General features: G+C 63.7%; 21 protein-coding genes. 8 read left to right on the top strand and 13 right to left on the bottom strand.

Features of this window, described 5'->3' with window-relative positions; genetic code table 11:
• Nucleotides 1–355 precede the first annotated feature (355 nt).
• Nucleotides 356–3523, top strand: a complete 3168-nt coding sequence (locus tag HUI96_RS26580; RefSeq protein WP_188257723.1) for an Rne/Rng family ribonuclease — start codon at nucleotides 356–358, stop codon at nucleotides 3521–3523.
• Nucleotides 3524–3675: 152 nt separating this feature from the next.
• On the opposite strand, the gene HUI96_RS26575 is transcribed toward HUI96_RS26580, so the two are convergent.
• Both HUI96_RS26575 and HUI96_RS26570 read right to left on the bottom strand, forming a co-directional pair.
• Complete coding sequence (locus HUI96_RS26575; RefSeq protein ID WP_188257722.1) at nucleotides 3676–5808, bottom strand: catalase; 2133 nt, start codon at nucleotides 5806–5808, stop codon at nucleotides 3676–3678.
• A 370-nt stretch (nucleotides 5809–6178) separates the two neighbouring features.
• Nucleotides 6179–7324, bottom strand: coding sequence for a pyridoxal phosphate-dependent aminotransferase (locus HUI96_RS26570; RefSeq protein WP_188257721.1), 1146 nt, complete (start codon nucleotides 7322–7324; stop codon nucleotides 6179–6181).
• Nucleotides 7325–7506: 182 nt separating this feature from the next.
• On the opposite strand from HUI96_RS26570, the gene HUI96_RS26565 reads away from it, so the two are divergent.
• From HUI96_RS26565 to aat, 6 genes are all read left to right on the top strand, one after another.
• The gene (locus HUI96_RS26565; protein WP_425299308.1) at nucleotides 7507–8859 is read left to right on the top strand and encodes a M48 family metalloprotease; all 1353 of its coding nucleotides are present in this window, start codon (nucleotides 7507–7509) and stop codon (nucleotides 8857–8859) included.
• A 41-nt stretch (nucleotides 8860–8900) separates the two neighbouring features.
• Nucleotides 8901–9710 (top strand): DsbA family protein, encoded by an 810-nt coding sequence (locus HUI96_RS26560; protein WP_188257719.1) that lies wholly within the window; start codon nucleotides 8901–8903, stop codon nucleotides 9708–9710.
• Nucleotides 9711–9841: 131 nt separating this feature from the next.
• Nucleotides 9842–10276 (top strand): type II 3-dehydroquinate dehydratase, encoded by a 435-nt coding sequence (aroQ, locus tag HUI96_RS26555; protein ID WP_188257718.1) that lies wholly within the window; start codon nucleotides 9842–9844, stop codon nucleotides 10274–10276.
• Nucleotides 10277–10308: 32 nt separating this feature from the next.
• Nucleotides 10309–10779, top strand: coding sequence for an acetyl-CoA carboxylase biotin carboxyl carrier protein (gene accB, locus HUI96_RS26550; protein ID WP_188257717.1), 471 nt, complete (start codon nucleotides 10309–10311; stop codon nucleotides 10777–10779).
• A gap of 13 nt (nucleotides 10780–10792) precedes the next feature.
• A complete protein-coding gene (gene accC, locus HUI96_RS26545) occupies nucleotides 10793–12139 on the top strand; it encodes an acetyl-CoA carboxylase biotin carboxylase subunit (RefSeq protein ID WP_188257716.1) in 1347 nt (448 codons plus the stop codon).
• Between the two features lie 12 nt (nucleotides 12140–12151).
• Nucleotides 12152–12769 (top strand): leucyl/phenylalanyl-tRNA--protein transferase, encoded by a 618-nt coding sequence (gene aat, locus HUI96_RS26540; protein WP_188257715.1) that lies wholly within the window; start codon nucleotides 12152–12154, stop codon nucleotides 12767–12769.
• 16 nt (nucleotides 12770–12785) lie between these two features.
• Here the strand turns inward: aat and HUI96_RS26535 are convergent, their stop codons facing one another.
• Nucleotides 12786–13253 carry a DUF2155 domain-containing protein gene (locus HUI96_RS26535; protein ID WP_237684396.1) on the bottom strand — a complete coding sequence of 156 codons (468 nt, stop codon included), beginning with the start codon at nucleotides 13251–13253 and terminating at the stop codon, nucleotides 12786–12788.
• Nucleotides 13254–13345: 92 nt separating this feature from the next.
• A complete protein-coding gene (locus tag HUI96_RS26530; protein WP_188257714.1) occupies nucleotides 13346–13744 on the bottom strand; it encodes an NADH:ubiquinone oxidoreductase subunit NDUFA12 in 399 nt (132 codons plus the stop codon).
• A 176-nt stretch (nucleotides 13745–13920) separates the two neighbouring features.
• On the opposite strand from HUI96_RS26530, the gene HUI96_RS26525 reads away from it, so the two are divergent.
• A complete protein-coding gene (locus tag HUI96_RS26525) occupies nucleotides 13921–14307 on the top strand; it encodes a hypothetical protein (protein WP_188257713.1) in 387 nt (128 codons plus the stop codon).
• A gap of 53 nt (nucleotides 14308–14360) precedes the next feature.
• Here the strand turns inward: HUI96_RS26525 and gatB are convergent, their stop codons facing one another.
• The 9 genes from gatB to HUI96_RS26480 all read right to left on the bottom strand — a co-directional run bounded on the left by gatB (nucleotide 14361) and on the right by HUI96_RS26480 (nucleotide 25573).
• Nucleotides 14361–15863: an Asp-tRNA(Asn)/Glu-tRNA(Gln) amidotransferase subunit GatB gene (gatB, locus tag HUI96_RS26520; protein ID WP_188257736.1), complete on the bottom strand. Its 1503-nt coding sequence runs from the start codon at nucleotides 15861–15863 to the stop codon at nucleotides 14361–14363.
• Nucleotides 15864–16074: 211 nt separating this feature from the next.
• Nucleotides 16075–16506: a CBS domain-containing protein gene (locus HUI96_RS26515; protein WP_188257712.1), complete on the bottom strand. Its 432-nt coding sequence runs from the start codon at nucleotides 16504–16506 to the stop codon at nucleotides 16075–16077.
• A 130-nt stretch (nucleotides 16507–16636) separates the two neighbouring features.
• Nucleotides 16637–17350: a rhomboid family intramembrane serine protease gene (locus tag HUI96_RS26510; RefSeq protein ID WP_188257711.1), complete on the bottom strand. Its 714-nt coding sequence runs from the start codon at nucleotides 17348–17350 to the stop codon at nucleotides 16637–16639.
• Between the two features lie 173 nt (nucleotides 17351–17523).
• Entirely contained in the window at nucleotides 17524–19437 is a 1914-nt protein-coding gene (locus tag HUI96_RS26505) for an ABC transporter ATP-binding protein/permease (protein WP_188257735.1), read from the bottom strand.
• A 443-nt stretch (nucleotides 19438–19880) separates the two neighbouring features.
• Entirely contained in the window at nucleotides 19881–20612 is a 732-nt protein-coding gene (locus HUI96_RS26500; RefSeq protein WP_188257734.1) for a FadR/GntR family transcriptional regulator, read from the bottom strand.
• A gap of 84 nt (nucleotides 20613–20696) precedes the next feature.
• Complete coding sequence (locus tag HUI96_RS26495) at nucleotides 20697–22520, bottom strand: IlvD/Edd family dehydratase (RefSeq protein ID WP_188257710.1); 1824 nt, start codon at nucleotides 22518–22520, stop codon at nucleotides 20697–20699.
• 19 nt (nucleotides 22521–22539) lie between these two features.
• Nucleotides 22540–23469, bottom strand: a complete 930-nt coding sequence (locus HUI96_RS26490) for a Gfo/Idh/MocA family protein (RefSeq protein WP_188257709.1) — start codon at nucleotides 23467–23469, stop codon at nucleotides 22540–22542.
• Nucleotides 23470–23486: 17 nt separating this feature from the next.
• Complete coding sequence (gene araD1, locus HUI96_RS26485; RefSeq protein WP_188257708.1) at nucleotides 23487–24479, bottom strand: AraD1 family protein; 993 nt, start codon at nucleotides 24477–24479, stop codon at nucleotides 23487–23489.
• A gap of 92 nt (nucleotides 24480–24571) precedes the next feature.
• Entirely contained in the window at nucleotides 24572–25573 is a 1002-nt protein-coding gene (locus HUI96_RS26480) for a LysR family transcriptional regulator (protein ID WP_188257707.1), read from the bottom strand.
• Between the last annotated feature and the right edge of the window lie 32 nt (nucleotides 25574–25605).

The raw sequence follows: 25605 nt of genomic DNA, 5'->3' as shown, positions 1-25605 counted from the left end.
CGTCCGTGCAGGCGTGTCCGCAGAAGAATTCGTCCCGGGTCAGACGGCTCGCCGCCATCCGGTGCGTTCGCAAAACGGCGGAATCAGTTTCCGCCGGCTCGACATGAGCAAACAAGCTGGTCCGGTTACTCGGGCCTTGGTTCAAGAGGATCCGCTACGCCCACAATGCTTTCTAACGCGCTCACGGAAAGGACCGCTAAGTACCGCGCCAGCAAGGCGGCGGGCGGTAGCTCCGTTTGGCGTCGGCGGCGGCAGGCGGACGACAATAAGACCGTAGCGCAGACACTACCGCTCGCGGGGCCATGCCTGGCATTGCCTCCTGGCGGTGTTCGTGCGCCCGGCAGGATAAGACATAATGCCCAACAAGATGCTTATAGATGCCTCCCACCCGGAGGAGACGCGGGTCGTCGTCGTACACGGTAACCGCATCGAAGAGTTCGATTTCGAATCACAAGACAAGAAGCAGCTCAAAGGAAACATCTACCTCGCCCGGGTGACCCGGGTCGAACCGTCCCTTCAGGCTGCCTTCGTCGAATATGGCGGGAACCGGCACGGCTTCCTCGCCTTCAGTGAAATCCATCCCGATTACTATCAGATCCCGGTCGCCGACCGGCAGGCCCTGCTTCGCGCCGAAGCCGAGGCCGCGGAGGACGAGGACGAGGATGGCGACAGCGAGGAGCGCCGCGGTCGCAGCAGACGCCGCCGGCGCGGCCGTGATCGCGGACGGGAAGACGAGACCTCCGCATCGTCGGCCGAAGAGGCCTCGGCCGGCGAGGACGCCGCTGCTGGCGAAGATGCCGGCGAGTCCGAGCAGCCCGGGGATGATGGAGAGCCGGCATCCCAGGAGGCAGAGCGCGCTTCCGGCGAGGTAGAGCAGGCTTTGGGCGAGGCCGAAGGCGGCGCCGCGGGCGAGCAGGGCGTCGCCGGGATCGCTGAGGCTGCTGCTTCCCCCGAGCAGGCGGAAGGTGAAGACGGCGAGCCATCCGAAGGGCGGCAGAGCATAGCAGCGGCCGTCGAAGCCGATGTGATCTCTGAGCCGGTCGAGACCGAAGTGGTCTCCGAGGCTGTGGAGACGGAGACCGTCTCGGAAGCCTCGAACAGCGATGCCGACGAAGCACTGCCTCGCGCCCCCGCAGAGATCGAGGAAGTCGCCGATTCCAACGGCGACGAGGAGCAGGAGATCGAATCGGTCGGTGCCGAGGACGCGCTGGAGGAGGTCCAGAGCCGGCGCCGGCCTATGCGTCGCCAGTACAAGATCCAGGAAGTGATCAAGCGCCGGCAGATCCTGCTGGTCCAGGTCGTCAAGGAAGAGCGCGGCAACAAGGGCGCCGCACTCACCACCTATCTCTCGCTTGCCGGTCGCTATTCCGTGCTTATGCCGAACACCGCGCGAGGCGGCGGCATCTCCCGCAAGATCACCAACGTCCAGGACCGCAAGCGCCTCAAGGAGATCGTGCAGGAGTTGGAGGTTCCGCAGGGCATGGGGGTCATCCTCCGCACTGCCGGCGAGAGCCGCACCAAGGCCGAGATCCGGCGCGACTACGAATATCTGATGCGGCTCTGGGAGAACGTCCGCACCCTCACGCTGCAATCGACCGCCCCTACCCTCGTCTATGAGGAGGGCAGCCTGATCAAGCGCTCCGTGCGCGACCTCTACAACAAGGACATCGACGAGATCATCGTCTGCGGCGACGAGGGCTACCGCGAGGCCAAGGACTTCATGCGCATGCTGATGCCGAGCCACGCCAAGGTGGTTCAGCCCTATCGCGACACCACGCCGATCTTCGTGCGCTACGGCGTCGAGGCGCAACTCGACAAGATGCTGCAGCCCCAGGTCACGCTGAAGTCGGGCGGATACCTCATCATCAACCAGACCGAGGCGCTGGTTTCGATCGACGTGAACTCCGGGCGCTCGACGCGCGAGCACTCGATCGAGGAGACGGCGCTTCACACCAACCTGGAAGCGGCGGAGGAAATCGCCCGCCAGCTCAGGCTGCGCGACCTTGCGGGTCTCATCGTCATCGACTTCATCGACATGGAGGAGAACCGCAACAACCGCGCGGTCGAGAAGAAGCTCAAGGATTGCCTGAAGAACGATCGCGCCCGCATTCAGCTCGGCCGGATCTCGCATTTCGGCCTGATGGAGATGTCGCGCCAGCGCATCCGGGCGAGCGTGCTCGAATCGACGATGAAGCCCTGCCCGCATTGCGGCGGCACCGGCCATGTCCGCTCCGATTCTTCGGTGGCGCTCCTGGTGGTGCGCGGCATCGAGGAGTTCCTGCTCAAGGACTCGCGCTGCCATATCATCGTCAGGACGCCGGCTTCTACGGCCATGTACGTTCTCAACCACAAGCGCAGCACCCTTACGGAACTGGAGGCGCGCTTCGGCCTGACGATCACCATCGAAGCGGACGAAACGGTCGGGCCGCAGCATTTCGCCGTCGTGCGCGGCGCAGTCGCCGAGAAGCCGCTGGTTCCGCTCGCTCCGGCGACCCCGATGATGGCGCCGGAGATCGAAGACGTAGAAGTCTTCGAAGAGGAAGAGACGGAAGAGGAGGCGACGGCGGAGCGCGAAGAGTCGCATAGGCACGCCGACGACGAGCACCGCAGCGAGCGGCGCAAGCGCAAGCGCCGCCGTCGGCGCGGTGGACGCGACCGCGATCGGGATCATGCCCAGACGCATGCAGAGACTGCCCAGGCCGATCAGGCGGACGATGCCGTTGCCGCCTCGGAGGCCGCCGAGGAAGAGTTCGCTGGCGAGGAAGGATATGCCGGGCCTCCTGCTGGAGGCGAGGAAGGCGAGCGGAAGAAGCGCCGTCGCGGCAAGCGAGGCGGCCGCCGCAATCGCGGCGAGGGCGAGCAGGCGGCGGATTCCGAACTGGTTGAGGCCCACTCGGAGGAGGCCGAGACCGCGGACGCTGCGTCGGTGGAGGCCGAGACGGCTGACGCAGAATCTGCGGAGGCCGCAGCAGACCTGCCGCAGGTTTCTGCTGAACTTGCCGAGCCCGCGGACGCCTCTGCGTCGGACAGCGAAGAGCCAGCTGGCGCGGACACGGTGATTGCCGATGCCCCCATCGCCGAGGCTCCGAAGAGGACACGGCGGGCGCCGACGCGCAGGAAGGCCGCGGCGGAAGCCGAGGCCGCGCCTGAGAGCGTTTCAGCCGAGGCGGAAACAGCCGCCGGCGAGAAGAAGCCGGCAAGGCGCTCCCGCAAGAAGGCTGCCGCCGAGCCGGAGGCCGTTACGGCTGTCGAAGCGGCACCTCCTGCGGAAGAGCCGACTTCCGAAGCCGCTGCCGTCTCGAGCGAAGGCGGGGACGGACTGGATTCGGCCGCCGAACCGGTTGCCGCCACGGAGGCGGCCGCGCAGTCGACCGCCGCCCAACCCGCTCCGGCATCGGACGAGGCCGAACCTGCGGTGGAGACCAATTCCCAAAGGCCTTCGCAGTCTGCGCCGGTCGCGGCGGAACCTGCCCCCAACCGCCCCAAGAAGACGGGCTGGTGGCAGCGCAAGGGGTTTTTCTGATCGCCGCAAACTGACGCGAGAACAATGTAGGCCGGCGGGGCTGTGGCTCCGCCGGCCTTATCATTTTGACCATCCTCTCAATCCGATCCGGCTGCTGCACCTTTCAGTCGGCTTCGAGCCTATTGATGCCTTCTCGAAATCCGGAAGGCCATCTACAGCTTCACAGTAGGCTCCCGCGCCCAAAGCCGGAGCTTCGAGCAGGCTTCGATGAACGGCGAAATGTCGGCCTTGGAAGCCAGGGGTATCACGCCCTCGTCGGGTTCTACACCGGCCTTGTCGAGCAGCGGCTGCGCTGCCGCGACGTAGCCTATGAACTTGCAATGTGCGAAGGCGTCCGCCACGAAGTCCCGCGTGGCAGCCTCCTTGGTAAGTTTCTCCGCGCCTTCCGGACTGACGATGAGGGCGACGGCGTCGTAGAGCACGGACGGGCCGCCGTCGATCATCTGCTTGCCTTCGATGTGACTGCCGTCGGACGCTTCGACGCCTCCCACACGGGGGGCAACGATCTCCATCGTCGCCCCTTCCTTGGCCAGCGCAGTCTCAAGATCGCTGACAAGAGTCGCATCGCAACCGTCGCTGACCAGTACGCCGACCTTGCGTCCCTTGAAGCTTTCCGGGCCGTTCTTGATGATCGACAGAGGGTCCGAAGGCGGAAGGTCGTCCCGCGGCTCCACCGCGGGATCGGCCCGCTTAGGTAGTTTCCTGATCCCAAGCTTTTCGGCGACGGTCTCGGCCAGCCCTTCGTCGATGTTGAGCAGATGCGAGACCATCCGCTCGCGGATACTCGGCGTCTCCACCTTGGACAGTTCGAAGGTAAGCGCCATAGCGATATGGCGCTGCTCCGTCACGGTCTGGCTGACAAAGAACTGCCGCGCCTGGCTGTAGTGGTCGGCGAAACTTTCGGCGCGCAGCCTCACCTTCTGGCCTTCCTCCTGATTCGGGAAGGTTCGGAAACCCTTTTGCGGATTCTCCCGCGGCCCCATTCCCCACGAGTTCGGCTCATAGTTGGCGCGCCCCACCGGATTGCGCATGGCCATGTGGCCGTCTTGCTGGAAGTGGTGGAACGGACATTTGGGGGCATTGATGGGGATATGTGTGAAGTTTGGGCTGCCAAGCCGCTTCAACTGGGTATCGAGATAGGAGAAGTTGCGCCCCTGCAGCAGTGGGTCGTTCGAAAAATCAATGCCGGGGGGCACGTTCTGCGTCATAAAGGCGACCTGCTCGGTCTCAGCGAAGAAATTGTCCGGCATGCGGTCGAGGACGAGCCGGCCCACGGGCATCGCCTTGATGATCTCCTCGGGAATGATTTTGGTCGGGTCGAGAATGTCGAAATCGAACGAGTCCGCGAAATTCTGATCGAACAGTTGGACGCAAAGCTCCCATTCCGGAAAGTTGCCCGACTGGATGGCATCCCAGAGATCCCGTCGATGGAAGTCGGGTTCAGCGCCGTTTATCTTGACCGCCTCGTTCCAGACTACCGACTGCAATCCGAGTTTCGGCTTCCAGATGAATTTGACGAAGGTCGACTCGTTCTTCGCGTTGACGAACCTGAACGTGTGGACGCCGAAGCCTTCCATGAAGCGGAAGGAGCGCGGGATCGCGCGGTCCGACATCACCCACATGATCATGTGCATGCTTTCCGGGGTTAGGGAGATGAAGTCCCAGAAATTGTCGTGAGCCGACTGCGCCTGCGGGAACGCCCGATCCGGCTCGGGCTTCACCGAGTGGATGACGTCAGGGAACTTGATCGCGTCCTGGATGAAAAAGACGGGTATGTTGTTGCCGACGAGGTCCCAGTTGCCTTCCTGGGTGTAGAGCTTCACCGCGAAACCGCGGACATCCCGTGCAAGGTCGAACGACCCTTTCGAACCGGCCACGGTCGAAAAGCGCACGAAGGCCGGAGTCCGCTCGCCGGCTCGCTGGAAGATGTCAGCGCGGGTGTACTTCGCCAGCGACTCGTAGGTTTCGAAATAGCCGTGGGCGCCGTAGCCCCGCGCATGCACCACGCGCTCGGGAATGCGCTCGTGGTCGAAGTGAAAGATCTTCTCGCGGAAATGAAAATCCTCGATCAGCGTCGGGCCACGCTGGCCCACCCGCAAAGAATTCTGGTCATCGGAAATAGGCGCGCCCTGCGCGGTCGTCAGCACTTCGGTGGCGCCGTCGGTCACCTGGTGCAGTTCGCCGCCGTTGCCGCGGGAAAGCTCCTGATCGTGGATCGTGGCCTTAGCTCCGCGGGCGCTCCCATTCGAGGCGGAGGCTTTGCTGTTCCTGCTGGACTTTGCCATGTGCTTCCCTATCGGTTGTGATGCTTGGGGGCGTCGTTGTTGCTTGCGCCGGCCAGAAACACGCAGAATGGATTGGGTCGCGGCGTTGGGAGGCCATTCGCTTTCCGGTCAGGGAAGATCGCAAGCGGGAGACCAACCAACGCCTGATGCGTCACTATGTTCCCGCAGGAGTTGCAGCGGCCTTGAGCGTCCGGCTGGAACTCGTCACCCCGCTTCCTGGACTCCGATCGGATGACACCAGAAATGTCGCCTCCACGCGACAGGGCCAGGGCGGGTTGCAGCCGTATCTAGGCGGCAGTCACAATCAGGCGGACCGCTCTCGACGGTCCGGCGACGGCCCGAGTAAGGGCGATTGTCAGCAGGAATTTGGCTAGGCCAACCAGCGCTCGATTCGGTCGAGTGCCTCGATCATGTCCTCGTGCCGGCCGGCATAGGAGAAGCGCATGAAGCGGCTGCCCTGAGCCAGGTCGAAGTCGCGCCCCGGAGTGGCCGCAACATAAGCTTCGGCAAGCATGCGCCTTGCGAAAGCCATGCTGTCATTGGTGAGCTTCGAGACGTCACAGAAGGCATAGAACGCGCCGTCCATTGGCGCCGCTAGCGAAAAGCCGAGTTCCGGCAGCCGGCGCATCAGCAGGTCGCGGTTCGTAGAATACCGCGCCTTCACCACATCGAGGTCAGCGCTCACTCCGAACGCCTCGATTGCGGCGATCTGCGAAAGCTCCGGCGGCGAGATGTAGAGGCTCTGCTGGATCCGCTCGACCGGGCGGACCAGCGCCTCGGGCAGAACCATCCAGCCGATTCGCCAACCCGTCATGCAGTAGTATTTGGAGAAGGAGTTGATGACGGTGACATCGTCGTCGAGCGACAGCGCGGTCACATCCGGGCCGACGAAATTCAGCCGATGATAGATCTCGTCCGAGATGACCGAGATGCCTAGTCTCTTCGCTGTTTCAAGCAGGTCGCGCATGGCGTCTTCGGGCACGACGGCGCCGGTCGGATTCGCGGGGCTCGCGAACAGCAGTCCTTTGAGCTTATGGCGCTTGCTGGCCTCCTGAAGCTGTTCGGCGGTGAGGTAGGGGGCGTCCTCCATCTCGATCTCGACCACCTCGATCCCGAGCGCGGTCATGATGTTGCGATAGGCCGGATAGCCGGGCGAGGCGATCGCCACTGCATCGCCGGGATCGAACATCGCCAGGAAGACCAGGTTGAAAGCCGCTGAAGACCCGGTGGTTGCGACGACGCGCTCCACAGGAACCTCAATGCCATAATGCTCAAGATAGTGCCGCGCGACAGCGGAGCGGAATGCGACGGTGCCGAGCGCGTCGGTATAACCGATGTTGCCGTCGCGCAGTGCCCTTGCCGCTGCTTCCCTGACCGCGGCCGGAGCAGGATCCGACGGCTGGCCCACCGCCATCGAGATGACCGGGGCCCCGGCCGCCTTCAACCGATTTGCTTCGGCAAGCACATCCATTGCATGGAACGGCTCGACCTGACCGCGCCGGGAAACCAACACCATTCTTGCGTCCTGCACCTTGTTCCTCTGCCCGCCACGCCGCACAAATGCCCGAAAGGTATGAGGATCACAAGTTGATGAAAATCGGAGCATATCCTTTGCTTGCGCACCGCGCTCGGATAGCACTTGTTCCCGACATGTCGGAATCTCATCCTCGGGGGAAATTTTCGATGCCAGGCCGGTTGATGAGTGCCCTTGTCGCGGCCGCGCTCGTTGCCGCCTCCTGCCTGCCATCGCATGCGCAGCGGCGAATCCCGCTCGTGCGCGACGCCGAGATTGAAGCGCTGGTGCGCGACTATGCCCGGCCGATCTTCAAGGCGGCGGGGCTGTCCAAGGCGGGCGTGGAGATCATCCTCGTCAACGACCAGAGCTTCAACGCCTTCGTTGCCGGCCGGCGGATGTTCATCAACACCGGCGCGCTGCTCCAGGCGGAGACGCCGAACGAGATCATCGGCGTGATCGCGCATGAGGCAGGGCATCTGGCGGGCGGCCACCAGGAGCGCCTCAGGGATCAGATCGCCCGCGCGCAGACGATGGCCATCGTCGGCAGCCTGCTCGGCCTTGGCGCCATCGCAGCGGGAGCGGCGACCGATTCGCGAGAGCTTGCGGGCGCCGGAGGCGGCATCATGATGGGCGGTGGCGAGGCGGCCAGGCGCAGCCTTCTCGGCTACCAGCGCAGCGAGGAGACCACCGCCGATCGCTCCGCGATCACCTATCTCCAAGCAACCGGCCAATCGGCCAAGGGCATGCTCAAGACGTTCGAGCGCTTCCAGAGCGCCCTTGCGCTGTCCGGAACGAAGATCGACCCCTATCGGGTCAGCCATCCGGCCCCGCGTGACCGAATCGCCAACCTCCAGGCCCTAGCGACCGCCAGCAATTACTACGATGTCGTGGATCCCCCTGCCCTGCAGCAGCGCCATGACATGATGCGCGCCAAGATCGCAGTGTACACCCAGGGACAGGCCGGAGCAGCGCGGCTGCTTCGCAAAGGTGGCGACGGCCTCGCGGCGCAGTATGGCGACGCGATGGCGACCCATCTCTACGGCAATCTGCAGTCCGCGGTGAAGAAGGCAGATGCGCTAGTCAAGGCACAGCCGAAGAACCCGTACTTCCACGAACTGAATGGCGACGTGCTGATGAAGGCGAACAAGCCTGCGCAGGCGGCGGAAGCCTACCGCAACGCCGTTCGCCTGGATCCCGCCAAGTCGGGGCTGCTCAGGATCGCACTCGGGCAGGCGCTTATCGCAACCGGCGATCCGGCCTCGCTCAACAAGGCGCTGACGGAGCTCGAGGCTGGTCTCGAGCGCGACCGCGAGAACCCGACTGGCTACCGCTATCTGGCGCAGGCTTATGGCCAACTCGGCAATATCCCCGAAGCGGAACTGGCGACAGCCGAGGGTTACTACTACTCCGGTGCCTTCCAGGACGCGAAAGTCATGGCGGCCCGTGCCCAGTCGAAGATGAAGCGCGGCTCGCCTGGATGGGTGCGCGCCCAGGACATCATCAACTTCAAGACACCGAAATCAAACAAGAACTAGCGACGCGCAGTGCAGCCGAATCGCATTGGAGACCGGACCTGATGAACAAGGCAATCCTGCTGGGCACGACCGGGCTGGCTGCGGCCTTCGCGATGCTGGCCATCGGCTTCGCGGCCGGAAAGACCGGAACGGCTTCTGACGATCCGCCCCGACCACAGATCGTGGCCGAGGCCGGTCTCGACCGTGGCAAGGTTGAGCAGATCGTGCGCGACTATCTTCTGGCCAACCCGGAAGTGATGCTTGAGGTGCAGACCGCCCTCGAGGACAAGCAGAAGCAGGAGTTGCAACTCGCCGCCCTCAAGGTCATCGACGATTCCAAGAACGAGATCTTCAATTCGGTGCATGACGGCGTCGTCGGCAATCCGAACGGGAAGATCACGATCGTCGAGTTCTACGATTACAACTGCGGCTTCTGCAAACGCGCGCTGCAGGACATGGTCGACCTGACCAAGAGCAACCCGGATCTCCGCTTCGTCCTCAAAGAGTTCCCGATCCTAGGACCGGATTCGCAGAAGGCCCACATGGTTTCGCAGGCGTTCCTTAAGCTGATGCCGGACAAATATGGCGAGTTCCACAATGCGCTGCTGGGCGGGCAGGGACGCGCCACGGAAGAAAGCGCAATAAGGCTTGCCGTTTCGCTCGGCGCCAACGAGGCGCAACTGCGCGATGCAATGAACGACCCGCAGATCCGCGAGACCTTCGCAAGCACCTACGAACTCGCCAACAGGCTCTCGATCACCGGCACCCCTTCCTATGTGGTGGGCAAGGAAGTGGTGTACGGTGCACTCGGACGCGACGTGCTCGCCGAAAGAATTGCCGAGGCTACGGCCTGTCTGGAAGCGTCTTGCTGATTCCTGCCTCTTGCCAAGTCGCAAGAGCAGGGGTGAAAGACGCCAACGCTCTTTCCGGGATCGGACTTGCCGTTTATAGAGGGCGCCTGCGCGGTTGGGGAATCCAGGCCGCGCGGATCGGGGTCTAGTCATTGAAGACAGTTTACGTTCTCAACGGTCCTAATTTGAACATGCTGGGCAAGCGCGAGCCCGGCATCTATGGCGGCATGACGCTCGCCGAGATCGAGACGCTGTGCACGAAGGCGGCTGAGCCGCTGGGTCTTGCCGTGGAGTTCCGCCAGTCCAATCATGAAGGTGATCTGGTCGACTGGCTGCACGAAGCGGCCGACAATGCATTCGGCGTTGTCCTCAATGCAGGCGCATATACGCACACTTCAGTCGCGCTTCACGACGCAATCCGCGCCATCGCGCCGCTGCCGGTGATTGAAGTACATCTTTCCAATATCCACGCGCGAGAGGCGTTCCGCCACAAGTCGATGATCGCGCCGGTCGCTATAGGCATGATATGCGGCTTCGGCCCGACCGGGTATTCGCTCGCGATCCAGGCACTCGCTGCCCGGCTCTAACGCCACGCATCAAGAAGGGGAAAAGGGCTCACATGTCGACAAAGAAAACGGATGTTGATCAGCAACTCATCCGCGATCTGGCCGGGATTCTAAACGATACGAATCTCTCGGAAATCGAAGTCGAGCTCGGCGATCTTAAGCTGCGCGTCGCACGTCATGCCACCCCGGTCCATGCCATTGCACAAGCCGTTCCGGCACCGCTTCCCGTCCCGGCCGCCGCCGCGCCGGCTGCCGCTGCGGTGCCCGTAGCGGCCGGCAGCGAGGCCTCCAAGAACGCGGTCACCTCCCCCATGGTGGGCACCGCTTATCTCGCGCCCTCGCCGGATGCGAAGCCGTTCGTCGAGATCGGCCAGACGGTTCGCGAAGGCCAGACCCTGCTGATCATCGAGGCCATGAAGACGATGAATCAAATCCCCTCGCCCCGCTCCGGCGTGGTGACGGCGATCCTCGTCGAAGACGCGCAGCCGGTAGAATACGGCATGCCGCTCATCGTCATCGACTAGGCCGCGAGAGCAGATGTTCCACAAGATCCTCATCGCCAACCGGGGCGAAATCGCTCTCAGGGTGCTCCGCGCCGCCAAGGAATTGGGCATCAAGACGGTCGTCGTCCATTCGACCGCCGACGCCGACGCCATGCACGTGCGGCTGGCTGACGAAAGCGTCTGCATAGGCCCGCCGCCGTCGCGCGAGAGCTACCTCAACATCCACCAGATCGTGGCGGCCTGCGAGATCACCGGCGCCGATGCCGTGCATCCGGGCTACGGCTTCCTGTCGGAGAATGCAAAGTTCGCCGACATACTCGCCGCCCATCACATCACGTTCATAGGCCCCTCGGCGGATCATATCCGCACCATGGGCGACAAGATCGAGGCCAAGCGGACCGCCAAGCGCCTCGGCATCCCCGTCGTTCCGGGTTCCGACGGAGCCATCTCCGACGAGCGCGAGGCCAAGCGCCTGGCCGCCGAGATCGGCTACCCCGTCATCATCAAGGCCTCCGCCGGCGGCGGCGGCCGCGGCATGAAGGTGGCCCGCACCGAGGCGGATCTCGTCGAGGCGCTGCACACCGCCCGCACGGAAGCCGGCGCCGCTTTCGGCGACGACTCCGTCTACATCGAGAAGTTCCTCGAGAAGCCGCGGCACATCGAGCTTCAGGTTTTCGGCGATGGGTCCGGCAAGGGCGTCCATCTCGGCGAGCGCGACTGTTCGCTGCAGAGGCGCCACCAGAAGGTCTGGGAGGAGGCCGGGTCCCCTGCCCTCAACGCAGAGGAACGCGCGCGAATTGGCGAGATCTGCGCCAATGCCGTGGCTGAGCTCGGCTATTCCGGCGCGGGCACGATCGAGTTCCTTTATGAGAACGGGGAATTCTACTTCATCGAGATGAATACCCGCCTCCAGGTGGAACATCCGGTGACCGAGGCGATCACGGGCCTCGACCTGGTCCATGAGCAGATCCGCGTGGCCTCTGGCGGCGGCCTTTCGATCAACCAGGCGAACGTGAAGTTCCGCGGTCACGCAATCGAGTGCCGAATCAACGCGGAGGACCCGCGCACCTTCATGCCGTCGCCCGGCACCATCACGCACTTCCATACGCCTGGAGGTCTGGGGGTGCGGGTCGATTCCGGCGTCTATTCCGGCTATCGCATCCCGCCCTACTACGATAGTCTTATCGGCAAGCTCATCGTTCACGGCCGCAACCGGGTCGAGTGCATGATGCGCCTGCGGCGTGCTTTGGGCGAGTTCGTGGTGGATGGCATCAAGACGACCCTGCCACTGTTCCAGGACCTGGTGGGCAACAGCGACATCGCCAATGGCGATTACGACATTCACTGGCTGGAAAAGTACCTTGCACAGAGCGCCGACTAGGGCGCTGGAAAAATGACCCGCCCATTTGCACCTGGGCATCGCATACCGACAGACCTCCTGCTGAAGGCCTACGCGTCGGGCGTCTTCCCGATGGCCGAAACGGCGGACGACCCCGACGTCTTCTGGGTGAGGCCGGAATCCCGGGGCATCATTCCGCTCGACACGTTCCACGTGCCGAAAAGCCTGCGCAAGACGATTCGCCAGGGCCGGTTCGAGATGCGCATCGACACGAGTTTTGCGGGCGTCATCGACGCCTGCGCGGAGGAGCGCGAGGATCGCAGGACGACCTGGATCAACGGGCCGATCCGCGAGGCCTATATCGAACTCAACCGCATCGGCCATGCCCATTGCGTGGAGGCTTGGCGCCAGGAGCGGCTGGTCGGTGGCCTCTATGGCGTGACGCTGGGTAGGGCCTTCTTCGGCGAGAGCATGTTCTCGCGCGAGACGGACGCTTCCAAGGTCTGCCTGGTTTACCTCGTGGAGCGGCTGCGAGCGCGCAACTTCGTGCTGCTCGACACCCAGTTCACCACGGAGCACCTTAAACGCTTCGGGGCGATCGATGTGCCGCGGCGCCAGTATGAGATGCTGCTGGCTGAGGCACTCGAATCGAACGCGAAGTTCTACCCCTGATTTCGATAGTTGAGGGTCAGTTCTCGCCCTCGCCCGCCGGCTTGCCCTGCGGCGCCTTGGCCTCCTCAGGAGCAGGAACGTCCGAGCTCTGCGTGCAGCTCTTCAGCCACACGTCATAGACGGCGTGCTCGACGGCGTTGAGGCCGGGGCTCTCGGCGAACATCCAGCCGGTGAAGATACGCCTTATCTTGCGGTCAAGGGTGATCTCGTCGACTTCGACGAAGGAGTCGGTCTTCGGCTCCTCTTCCTTCGGCCGGGAGTAACAGACCCGCGGTGTCACCTGCAGGGCGCCGAACTGGACGGTCTCGTTCACATAGACGTCGAAGGTGATGATGCGACCCGTGATCTTGTCCACGCCGGTGAACTCGGCCACAGGATTGGTCACACGCTCGGCCAGAACCGGTCCCGTCGCGCCGAGAAGGACGCCCGCTGCAAGCGCCGCCGCGACAATCTTGCGGCGCGATGTAGGAAGGAACATCCGCATAGGAACCATTCCGGAAAGTATCCCCCAACCGACGGCTAGGCCGCCGTCATACAGCATGCGGTTAATCCGGGATTGTGGCGAGAAACGATCGGTCACCCACCCGGCGTCCAAGCGTCGTAGTCGCCCGTGACCTGGGGACGGCGAAGGCCGTGCGCGATCGACCCCTTTGGCCGATAGGCACTGGGAGAGCCCGTGAGGTTCGGCTCATGCGGCTTCTGCCACTCACGCGGCCAGTAGTTCTCCTCGGAGGGCGCCAAGTTGGTGCGGTGATGCATCCAGCCATGCCAGCCGGGCGGGATGCGCGAAGCCTCGGCCTCGCCATTATAGATGACCCAGCGGCGCGTACGGCCTTCGGAGTCGACGCCGCCTTCGTAATAGATGTTGCCGAAATCGTCCTGGCCCACCTTCTTGCCCTTGCGCCAGGTATGGAAGCGCGTGCCGAGGGTCTGGCCGTTCCACCAGGTGAAGAACTGGACGAGGAAGTTTTTCATTCGGATCCCTGCCGTTTAGCGGTCCGGCACACAAAGCCCGCTGCGTTATGACCGCCTGCGGCCCCGGTTTCAAGGGGGTGGCCTTCGCGCAGATCGCCGCGCGCTCCTTGCGCACCTCGGAACCAAGCGAGGGCCGGACAGTTGAGTTCCTAATCACCCGTTCAAGGAGGACGGCCATGAGACTCATCTCTTCGATGCTACTTGCCACAGCGCTGTCGCTGTCGGGCGGTGCGGCATTCGCGGCCTGCCCCGATCATTCAACCAGCGCCGGCACCGACATGGGTACGACCGGCTCGGTCACGAAGGACACCTCGCCCGGAGCCGCCGGCCACGGCACGGAAAACAAGATCGCAAAGAGCGGCTCGCAGGCTCCGATGGAAGGCGCGAGCCAGCCCGGCACGCAGACCTATGGACAACCCGGTAACAAGATCGCCAAGGAGGGCAAAAACTTGCCGCTTGGCACCGAAGCGAACCGAGCGACCTCACAGCAGGACGTGAACGCCCAGCAGCACGGCGGCAAGACCGCCGCAGCTACAGGCATGGACAAAGACTGCGTGAAGTGAACTTGGTAGACAGCGGCGCCGACCGGCATGAAGTCGGTCGGCCGCTGCGGCCTTTAGCCCTCTATTCCGAGCTTTGACTTGACGAGTTCGTTCACGGCCTGCGGATTGGCCTTTCCGCCCGTCGCCTTCATCACCTGACCGACGAACCAGCCCGCGAGGGTGGGCTTCGCCCGGGCCTGCTCGACTTTGTCGGGATTTGCGGCGATCACGTCGTCCACCGCCTTCTCGATCGCACCGGTGTCGGTGACCTGCTTCATCCCGCGGCTTTCGACGAGTTCGCGGGGGTCGCCGCCCTCGTTCCAGACGATCTCGAACAGATCCTTTGCGATCTTGCCGGAGATCGTGCCTTCCTTGATGAGGTCAACGATCGCGCCGAGTTGGTCCGGCGACATGGGCGCTTCCTCGATGCCCTTGCCCGCCTTGTTCAAGGCACCGAGCAGATCGTTGATCACCCAGTTCGCGGCGCTCTTTCCGTCCCGGCCGGCAGCCACCTTCTCGAAATAGTCGGCGATCGCCTTTTCCGAGACGAGGATCGACGCGTCGTAAGGCGTCAGGCCAAGGCTGGAGATGAGACGCGTACGCTTCTCATCCGGCAGTTCCGGCAGATCGGCCGCGAGCGCATCGACGTAGGCCTGGTCGAATTCTAGCGGCAGCAGGTCCGGATCGGGGAAGTAGCGGTAGTCGTGCGCCTCTTCCTTCGAGCGCATCGAGCGGGTCTCGCCCTTGTTCGGGTCGAACAGGCGAGTCTCCTGATCGATCGATCCGCCATCCTCCAGGATCGCGATCTGACGGCGCGCCTCGTACTCGATCGCCTGGCCGACGAAGCGGATCGAGTTGACGTTCTTGATCTCGCAGCGGGTGCCGAACGGCTCGCCCGGCCGGCGCACGGAGACATTGACGTCGGCGCGCATCGAGCCTTCGTCCATGTTGCCGTCGCAGGTGCCGAGATAGCGCACGATGGTGCGAAGCTTGGTCAGATAGGCCTTTGCCTCGTCGGACGAGCGCATGTCCGGCTTTGAGACGATTTCCATGAGCGCCACGCCCGAACGGTTCAGGTCGACATAGGACATGGTCGGGTGCTGGTCGTGCATGGACTTGCCGGCGTCCTGCTCAAGGTGCAGCCGTTCGATCCCGACCTCTATGTCCTCGAAATTGCCCTTCGAGTCCGGTCCGACCGAGACCGCGACGGTACCCTCGCCTACGATCGGCTGCTTGTACTGCGAGATCTGATAGCCCTGAGGCAGGTCGGGATAAAAATAGTTCTTGCGGTCGAAGACCGAGCGGTGATTGATCTGCGCCTTCAGCCCGACGCCGGTGCGGATGGCTTGGCGCACGCACTCCTCGTTGATGACCGGCAGCATGCCCGGCATGGCGGCGTCAACGAGGCTGACATTGGCGTTAGGAGCCGCGCCGAACGCGGTCGAGGCGCCCGAAAACAGCTTGGCCTCGGACGTGACCTGGGCGTGCACCTCCAGGCCGATGATCACCTCCCAGTCGCCGGTGGCGCCGGGGATGAGCCTCTTCGGGTCGGGCGTGCGGGTATCGATGATGGTCATGATCTCGCTCAAGGGCAGACTTCCTGGCACTCGCTAAGCGAAAGCCGATGAGCTTGGCAAGAGCGGAATTGCCGTGGGCGGCCTAGGGCTCGGACCCGGGATCCCATTTTCGCGAGCAAAGAGCGTGGCCGCCAGGCTGAAACACGCGACGGTGTGCTCTGGCTAATCACCAACGCCTGCGACTAGCGGCAGAGCACCCGCTGGCGGCCTATCAAGCCGTCGCGATATACTCCTTGATCTGCTCCGTCTCGCGCTCGGCGTCCTCGATCCGGCGCTTCACCACATCTCCGATCGAGACGATGCCACTCAGTTTCCCGTCCTTTTCGACCGGCAGGTGCCTGAAACGGTTCTTGGTCATGATGCTCATGACCTCGTGCACCGTGTGATTCTCGTTGCAGATGCTGACCTTCGGCGTCATCACGTCCCGCACCAACTCGTCCAGCGCAGCGGCGCCCTTCAGGCCGACCACCCTGACGATATCGCGTTCCGACAGGATTCCGACGATCTTCTCGTCGGAGTTGGTGATCACCAGCGCGCCGATCTTGTGATCGACCAGCATCCTCGCGGCCGTCGAGAGTTTCTCGTTCGGACCAAGCGTGACCACGTCGTGGCCTTTCGCCTCCAGGATTGCCTTGACCGTCATGGCGTCCTCCATGCCAACTAATCCGGACGGCTCACGCGGACGGCGCTTCGCCGGCCCTGGGGAGCATCGTGCCTTCCGCTTCCGCCTATTGCAAGCGAACTCTCCGGGACCGGTTAAGGCGGACCGGTCGTCAGCCGGAGCGGGGCAGGAACCAGCGCAGGCCGAAAAAGCCGACCACGAAGCCGCCGATATGGGCCTCCCAGGCGATGTTCGCCTCAGGTCCGGCTCCGAGGCCGACCAGGCCGGTCACCAGATTGATCGCGAACCAGACGGCCAGGAAGGTGACCACGGCTCGCAGCCGCAGAGCCAGCCCGATCGGCAGAACCGGGCCGGCAAAAGCTGCGCGCCCGTCGCGCCGTTCCATCTGAAAACCGAACCGTGCGGCCGCTCCCATCATGCCCGATATCGCGCCCGAGGCGCCGACCAACGGCGCCTGATCCAGCGGGTGGACAGCCCAGTGCAAAGCGGCCGCGGCCAACGACGTCACCGCCCAGAAGGCGAGGAAGCGAATGGTGCCGAGCCGGTTCGCCAGCGGCGATCCAAAAGCCGCCAGCCACACCATGTTGATCGCCAGATGCGCCAGATTGCCGTGCAGGAAGGCGTAAGTGAAGGGCGTGGTGAAGGCGTAAAGGTCGAGCTCGAAGCGACCGGAATAGCGGACCGGAATGAAGGCCGCGCGCACCAGCAGCCCGATGTCCTGGTCGAGAGTAAGGACATGGAACTGCACCACGTACACCCCGGTGCACAGCGCAACGAGGCAGAGGACGACGGTGGGTATGTTGAATAGGGGCTCCCGCCGAGTTTCGGCGGGTTCGGAGGGCAATTCTTGAGGAGCATCGTTCATCCGAGCGCTAGCTAGCGCATCGGCGGCGAAAGCTGAATGGGTTGCGCGAGGATTTTATTTGCAGCACCGGCGGCAGACCGACGAAAACTCCTGCCCGACATGGTCGGACAGTTCTGCAGCCCTTTATTCAGCGGCATACACTATTGGGCCAAACAGCGACTTCGGCGGAAAACCTATTCCTGCTTCTGCCGGAGGTGCTGGCGCGGTGGGACACGCTTCCTCAGCGCCGTGGCGGGGACAGGCTTCTCGAGTATGGTCGTGATCTCGGCGGGAAGGCCGGCGCGAAGCGGCCGCTTGGTCGCAACACCGTCGGCGATACGCAGCACGCTGTCGTAGAAATCCTCTCCCGAGGCGGATTTCGGCGGCTCGGCCTCGTGCATGATGCTGATCACCGTGATGGCAGGGCAGGCATCCTTCAGCGCCTGGTGGAAGACCGCCTTTGCTTCGACATCGAGGGCGGACGTGGCCTCGTCGAGGAACAGCAGCCCCGGCTGGTGCAAGAGGATCCGGGCGAGCACCAGCTTCTGCTTCTGGCCACCCGACAGCACCTCCTCCCAGATCTTGCCGTCACGGCTCGGCTCCAGCAGGAACTCGATGAACTCCCCCAGCCCCGCCTTGTGCAGCAGCGCCGCCACCTTGGTATCGGAGTGCTCATCCTCATGAGCGGGCAGGCAGACCAGTTGCTTCAGCGATACCGGCGGCAGCCGCACATCCTGGGTCGCATAGAAGGTGGTCGCCCCCTCCGGCAGAGTGATCTCGCCGCCGCCGTGCGGCCACAGCCCATTGAAAGCCTTGATCAGGCTGGTCTTGCCGGATCCGGACTCGCCCTTGACGAAGGTCCACTCGCCACGCCGGAACCGCAGATGGGGTACAGAGAGGAAGGGCTGCGCATCCTCGCCGGTGTGCACGAGTTCCAGATCCTTGACGGTCAGCCCGAAGACGGAATGCTGGGTGCCGAAGCGGAAGTCCGAGCGGCCGGTCTGACGATAGAAGTCGTCCGGGCGCTGCACCCGCTCGATCGCCTCGGCCAGTTCGGTCACGCGGCGTGCGTTGGTCCTGAGCGTGGCGATCTCCGGCATCACATGGATGAACCATGAGCACTGCGATATCAGCGAGTTCACCAGTTCGGCCCCGGTGATGTAGCCTTTCAGGCTGATTTTCTCGTTCATGTACGGGACGAGACCCGGCGCGTAGGAGACGATCCGCGCCGCCATGAAATTATAGATCAGCTCAAAGGACATATAGCCCGCGTTGAACCAGTTCAGGCGCGACCAGGTACGGTCGATGTCTGAATAGAGCCGATCGTGCGTGGCCTTCTGCACTGCCTCGCCGCGCGTGGCGGCGACGTGGAAGCTGCGCCTCAGGAAGGTGGTGAGTTCGCCGCGGTAGCTGCCTTCGGCCTGCTGCATGGTATTGGTGAGCCGCTGCAGGGCACGCCCCACCTTCACGGCGATGTAGGTGTTGAGCGGCACGTAGAGGACGACCGCCGTAAGCGCCAGCACCGCGCTACCGTAGCTGCCCAGGAAGTCCAGGCCGCTTACCGGCCCGGAGGTCTCGATCAGTTTCTCGCCGACGAACCAAAGCGAGGTGAACACGCCGATCACGCCCATTGCAAGGCCGATCGCGCCCCCGGTCATCCCCTTGATCGATTCCTGGAGGCGCTGCTCGATATTGTCAGGTGTTGGGACCGGAGTGCCGTCAGCGGCGCGGGTTGCATGCTGGATGTGGAAATGGGTGTGATTGCGGTCGAGCAGAGCCTGATTGAAGCGCTCGTCGAGCCAGCCCCGCCACTTGCGATGAAGGGTGGTCGAGAAGAGATGCCGCGTCCCGATCAGGCCAAGGTCCTTGAACAGGACGAGCAGCATCAGAAGCCCGGCGCTCGTCAGTACCGTCTGCAGCGGCGTGGCATTGTCGGGGTGGTGGAAAAAGGCGATCCCGTTGACCAGTTCAGCGGAGGCCTCGGCCATCCATACACTGGTTTTGCTGGCCAGCGCCGTGATGCCGATGATCACGGCCGTCAAAGCCCAGGCTTCCCGCCATCTTTCCGAGACCCAGTAGGCCCTCATCAGGCCCCAGAAGCCTCGCATCGAAGAGACAGGCGTCAACTGCGGCTGAGCTTTTCGACGGTGCCATGCACCTGCGAGACTTGGCCAGGGTCTGGCGACCCTCGTCCGAATCAAACCGATATACCCCCTTGGCCCAATATTTTGTCAGAACGTAACATGATTTGGGCCTATTCAAACCGATTTCCGGCAGAACGAAATGTCGCCCCCGATCACTCTTTATTGTTTTGTAGGCTTCGATTCGTCACAGATTGGGCGTCGGCACTGAGGCGCCGCGACATTGTCTTGATACGAACAAAGCCTATCCAAGGACCGGGTCGGCGGAAGCTGCCGCCAACAAGTGCGAAGTCGCGCGCCGGGAGCCGCTGGGCAAGACAGCGCACCCTATAACGAAATGGGAGTCGACGCCGTCGAACTGCTGAGCCGCAGCAGCCTTACCGTAAGTCCATCTAGGGCGCTGAGCTTGCTCACGAGTGCAATGCGGCCCGCACGCGCTCCAGTCCGGTGATGATGACCGCCTCCATGGCGGCGCGGGCCCCTGCCCGGTCGCGCCGGCGAATCGCCTCGACGATCGCGCGGTGGGACTGCGATGCGTCGAGGACCGCCTGCCTGTCGGTAGTCGGCGAGCTCAGCCTGAAGACCCCGACGAGCGCCGCCTCGATCAGGCTGCCCACGGAACGCAGGAACGGATTGCGCGAGGCTTCGGCCACCGCGAGATGAAAACGCAGATCCGCGAGCGTGTGGCTTTCGGGCGTATGATCCACCCGGCCCATATCGTCCGCGAGTTGGTCCAGCCGAACGATGTCCTCGGGCGTGGCGCGCTCGGCAGCCAAGGCTGCGGCGTAAGGCTCGAAAGCCAGCCTGATCTCGCTGAGATGAACGAGGAAGGCCTCGTCGATGCCGCAGTCGAAATGCCAGTTTAGGATGTCCGGATCGAACAGGCTCCAGTTCTCGCGCCCCGTCACCCGCGTCCCGATACCGGCCCGCGGCACGATCAGCCCTTTTGCGGCAAGCGTCTTCAGGGCCTCGCGCAGCACCGTGCGGGAGACGCCGAAGCGCGCCATCAGCTCGGCGTCGCCCGGCAGTGTCGCGCCGCTGGGAATGGCTCCGGAGACGATGTCGCGGCCGAGCGAACCCACGATATGCGCATGATTGCTGCGCACTCGCTGGCCGGAAATCGCCGTCTGAAGAAGTCCCATCATTCGGTTCGCGCGGCCTTCAGATTGAGGTCGCTCTTGTGGTGCGTCCTTCGAGGAGCCTCGAGGGGCGCACCATGACGCGCCTCAGTGATTGTCCCGCGGAATGCCCTTGGTTTGGGCGATGCGCTGGTAGCGCACCGCCGGCTCCAGGACCGCGCCAGTCTCGAGCTGGCTGACGATGCCGCGCTGGATTTCCTGCCAGGGCGTCTGGTGGTCGGGATATTTGTAGCCGCCGGCCGCCTCCAGTTCGGCGCGGCGCCGCTCCAGTTCCTCGTCGGAGATCAGGATGTCGGCCGTGCCTTTCTCAAGATCGATGCGGACGCGGTCGCCAGTCCGCAGCAAAGCGAGCCCGCCGCCGGCCGCAGCCTCCGGAGAGGCGTTGAGGATCGAGGGCGAGCCGGAGGTGCCCGACTGCCGGCCGTCGCCAATGCAGGGCAGTGAGTGGATGCCCCTCTTCAGCAGGTAGTCGGGCGCGCGCATGTTCACGACTTCCGCAGCACCCGGATAGCCGATCGGGCCGGCTCCGCGCATGAACAGCACCGTCTTCTCGTCGATCTTGAGGTCCGGATTGTCGATGCGTGCGTGATAATCCTCCGGGCCATCGAACACGACCGCCGGTCCTTCGAAGGCGTTCGGATCGTTTGGATTGGAAAGATAGCGGTCGCGGAACTCCTGCGAGATCACGCTGAGCTTCATAATGGCAGAATCGAAGAGATTGCCGCGCAGCACCCGGAAACCGGCATGATCCTTGAGCGGCCGATCGATCGGACGGATCACGTTCTCGTCCATGATCGTCGCATCGCGGCAGTTCTCGCCGATGGTCTTGCCGTTGGCGGTGAGGGCGTCCTCGTGGATAAGATCTTTCTTCATGAGTTGGGCAACCACGGCGGGCACACCGCCGGCATGGTGATAGTCCTCACCAAGATAATCGCCCGCCGGCTGCAGGTTGACCAGCAGCGGGATCTCCTCGCCATAGGTCTGCCAATCGTCGATCGTGAGTTCGACGCCGACATGGCGGGCAAGGCCGTTCAGGTGGATGGGGGCATTGGTCGAGCCGCCGATTGCGCTGTTGACGCGGATGGCGTTGATGAAGGCCTCGCGCGTCAGGATGTCGGAGGGTTTCAGGTCTTCGTTCACCATCTCGACGATGCGCTTACCGGTCAGATACGCCATCTCCTGGCGGTCCCGGTGCGGGGCGGGAATGGCGGCCGAACCCGGAAGCTGCATGCCGAGAGCCTCGGCGAGCGAGTTCATGGTGGTAGCCGTGCCCATGGTGTTGCAGTAGCCGGTCGACGGCGCCGAGGATGCGACCAGCGCCACGAAGCCGGCGTAGTCGATCTCGCCGGCCGCCATCATCTCGCGCGCCTTCCAGACGATGGTGCCGGAGCCGGTGCGCTGACCCCGGAACCAGCCGTTGAGCATCGGCCCGACCGACAGCGCGATCGCCGGGATGTTCACGGTCGCGGCGGCCATCAGGCAGGCCGGCGTGGTCTTGTCGCAGCCGATGGTGAGCACAACGCCGTCGATAGGATAGCCGTACAGCGACTCGACAAGGCTGAGATAGGCGAGATTGCGGTCGAGGCCGGCCGTGGGGCGCTTGCCCGTCTCCTGGATCGGATGGACCGGGAACTCGAGCGCGATGCCACCCGCCTCACGAATGCCTTCGCGAACACGCTTGGCGAGATCGAGATGGTGCCGGTTGCAGGGCGAGAGGTCCGAGCCGGTCTGGGCGATGCCGATGATCGGACGTCCCGACTGGAACTCCTCCTGCGAGATGCCGAAGTTCATGTAGCGCTCGAGATAAAGCGCCGTCATGTCCGGATTCTCCGGATTGTCGAACCATGCCTGCGACCTGCGCACCGGCTTGGTCCCTTTGGGCTGCTGCGCTCCGTTACCTGGCTTCTTCATGGGCTTGGTTTCCTGGTCCCTAGTCTTCGAACGGTTCGACGAACTCGTGGCGGCCGATCATAAACGCGTCGGCGACATGGCGCAGCGGCCGCAGATCGACGTCACTTTCGCGGGCGGCGATCAACTCGGCGAAGCGCCAGTAAATGCCGGCGTATTCGGCATCGCCGCTGTCCACGACCGTCTGGCCGTCGATCAAAAGCTTGTCGCCGCCCGACCGGAGCAGCAGTTCGCCATTATCGGTCGAGACGTGAATATCCCAGGTCTGCGGCCCGGTCTGGCGCCAGTCGAAGGTCGCGCTCGCCCGATCCGGGCCGTCGGCATCGGCAAAGACAAGTTCGGCGGCGATGGGCTGGGCACGGTTCTCGGGGAACTGGAGCCGCGCCGAAGTCAGGTGGATCGGCATCGGGAGGATATCCGTCACGATCGACAGGGCGTTGATGCCGGGATCGAACACGCCAAAACCGCCCGGCTCCCAGATCCAGGCCTGGCCCGGATGCCATTTTCGCACGTCTTCCTTCCAGTCGATGCGGACGGAGCGGATGGTTTTACCTGCGAGCCAGTCCTTCGCCTGCGCGACACCGCCCGCAAAGCGGGAATGCCAGGTGGCGAACAGGCTGACGCGCTTCCTGGCTGCTTCCGCCACCAGATCGTCGACCTCGCTGACCGTGGCCCCAGGCGGCTTTTCCAGGAGCACGTGCTTGCCGGCCCTGAGCGCCGTCAGCGCCGCCGAATACCGTGGGCCCGGCGGCATGCACAGCGCCACCGCGTCGAGGTCCTTCACATTCTCGAGCAGGGATTCGATGTCCGGGAAGCTTGGCACTCCTTCGACCTTCCCGTGCCGGCTGGCGGTGGCCACCAGCGCAAAATCCGGATTGCCGGCAATCGAGGGCACGTGCTGGTCCTTGGCGATCTTGCCGACGCCAACGATTGCAATACGGATAGAACCCATGGCGTCTCTCCGCCGGTTCAGAGAGCCTTTATTTCGAACGGCTGCGCCTTCGCGATCTCCAGCCGATTCCTCAGCGGCAGCGTGAACGGCTTCGCCTCGATCTCGAACGTATCACCCTCTTCCGGCTTCACGCCATCGGAGAAGGAGAGCGTGTCGGTGCCGAAGAAATGCACGTGCACGTCACCCGGCCGTCGGAACAGGCCGTACTTGAAATGATGGTGCTCGAGATTGGCGATCGTATGGGACATGTTGTCCTCGCCGGAAAGGAACGGTTTTTCCCAGATCACCGCGCCGTTGCGGCGGATACGCGAAGAACCTTCGACATGGCCGGGCAGCGCTCCGACCAGGAGTTCCGGGCCAATCGAGGCTTGCCTCAGCTTCGAATGCGCAAGCCAGAGATAGTTCTGCCGCTCGGTGACATGATCCGAGAACTCGTTGCCGAGGGCGAAACCAAGCCGAAATGGTGTCCCGTCGGGACCGATCACATAAATCGCGGCGATTTCCGGCTCCTCACCGCCGTCGAGTGCGAAGGCGGGAGAGACGAGCGGCGCCTCCGGGCCGACGACAGTCGATCCGTCGCCCTTGAAGAACCACTCCGGCTGCACGCCGACCTCGCCAGGCTTCGGCTTGCCGCCCTCCAGGCCCATCAGGAACATGCGCATCGAATCAGTCGGCTTTTCCGCCGAGGCGGCCGCCTTGTGCATCTTGTCCCGTCCCTCGGCCGAGCCGAGATGCGTCAGGCCGGTGCCGGTCAGTGCGAGATGCGCGGGATCGGGGTGATCGATCGGCGCCAGCACCCTGCCCTCGGAAAGCGCCGCCTGAAGATCGATCTCCGGTCCGGCCGGAAGGCTCGAAACGGTAGCCTCCAGGCTCTTGCCGGTCGCAATCGCCGATTGCGCGAGTTCATAGGTGGAAGCGACATTGGCGACCAGACGGGCCGAGCCGCCATCGTCGACGGCGGCAACACGCCGCCCGCCCTCGTGCACGAACTGTACCAGTCTCAATGCCATGTGCAGCCCGGCGAGACCGCCGGCTCCTCCCCATAGGTCAAGGGAAAGTCATATAGTACGACTTTTTTGAGCTGTATAGCTGGCGCGAGCCTTCATTCGGGCGGCCTGCCGATCTGTGAGAGGATCTTCGCGTAGAGCGCCGCTGCGGCCGGCGAAAGGACCCGGTTGCGCACCTTGATCAGGCTGTAGGGCTGGACGTCGATGTCGAAGTCGAGAGGCAGCACTTCGATCGCACCGGCCAGACCATGCTCGCCTCCGATGAATTTCGCGACCTCCACCGAGACCGGCGCGATGGCGTCCGACTGGGCGACCATGACCAGCGTGAGCAGAAGCGAGCCGGTGTTCAGCACGCGCTCGGGAAGCGGTACGTTGCGGCTGATCAGGATGCGCTCGACGGTGCGTCTCAGCAGCGATCCCTCGGGTTGAAAGACCCAGTCGAACTCCACTAGGCGCTCGGGATCGACCTCCTCGGCACCCATGAGAGGATGGCCGCGGCGAACGATCAGGCACGCCTTCTCGACGCCGATCTCCTGGATTTCGAACAGGCGCGGATTGAGGTCGTCCGGGACACGCGCGATGATGAAATCGTGTCGGGAGGCGAGCAGTTCGCGCGTAAGAACCGGGCTGCTCTCTACCTGTATGCTCACCTGCAGCCCAGGATTCTCCTCGCGCATCCGGCGGATCGCCGGCACCGCAAGTTCGATCGCCGGAGCCGTGACGCAGCCGAGCAAAACCGTGCCGCCGCGGCCGGAGCGGAGTTCGGAGATCTCGCGGTCGACCTCCCTCAGTTCCAAAAGGATTGCGCGGGCCCGGCGGGCAAGCGCCCTTCCATATTGAGTGAGGCCCATCCCCCGCGACAGACGCTCGCAGAGCGGCGCCTTCAGGATGCTCTCCATCTCGGCGATCATCCGTGAGGCCGCCGGCTGCGACATGCCGAGCACGTTGGCCGCCGCGCTGACCTGCCCATGGTCGTCGAGAGCGACAATCATGCGCATATGCGTAAGCTTAAGCCCGCTCTTTAGGAGCGTGTCGGCGCCTATGGCGGGAACGTCCCCATAGTTCGGAAGCGGCCGTTCGGTCCGTAGTTGCTTCATGGCTGCCCCCTGCCCGCCCCATCTATAGCATC

The organism is Pseudaminobacter soli (ex Zhang et al. 2022), assembly GCF_014595955.1.
Taxonomy (GTDB): Bacteria; Pseudomonadota; Alphaproteobacteria; order Rhizobiales; family Rhizobiaceae; genus Kumtagia; species Kumtagia pseudosoli.
Note: the sequence above shows the minus strand (reverse complement) of the source record. Positions and strands in the feature narration are given on the sequence as shown.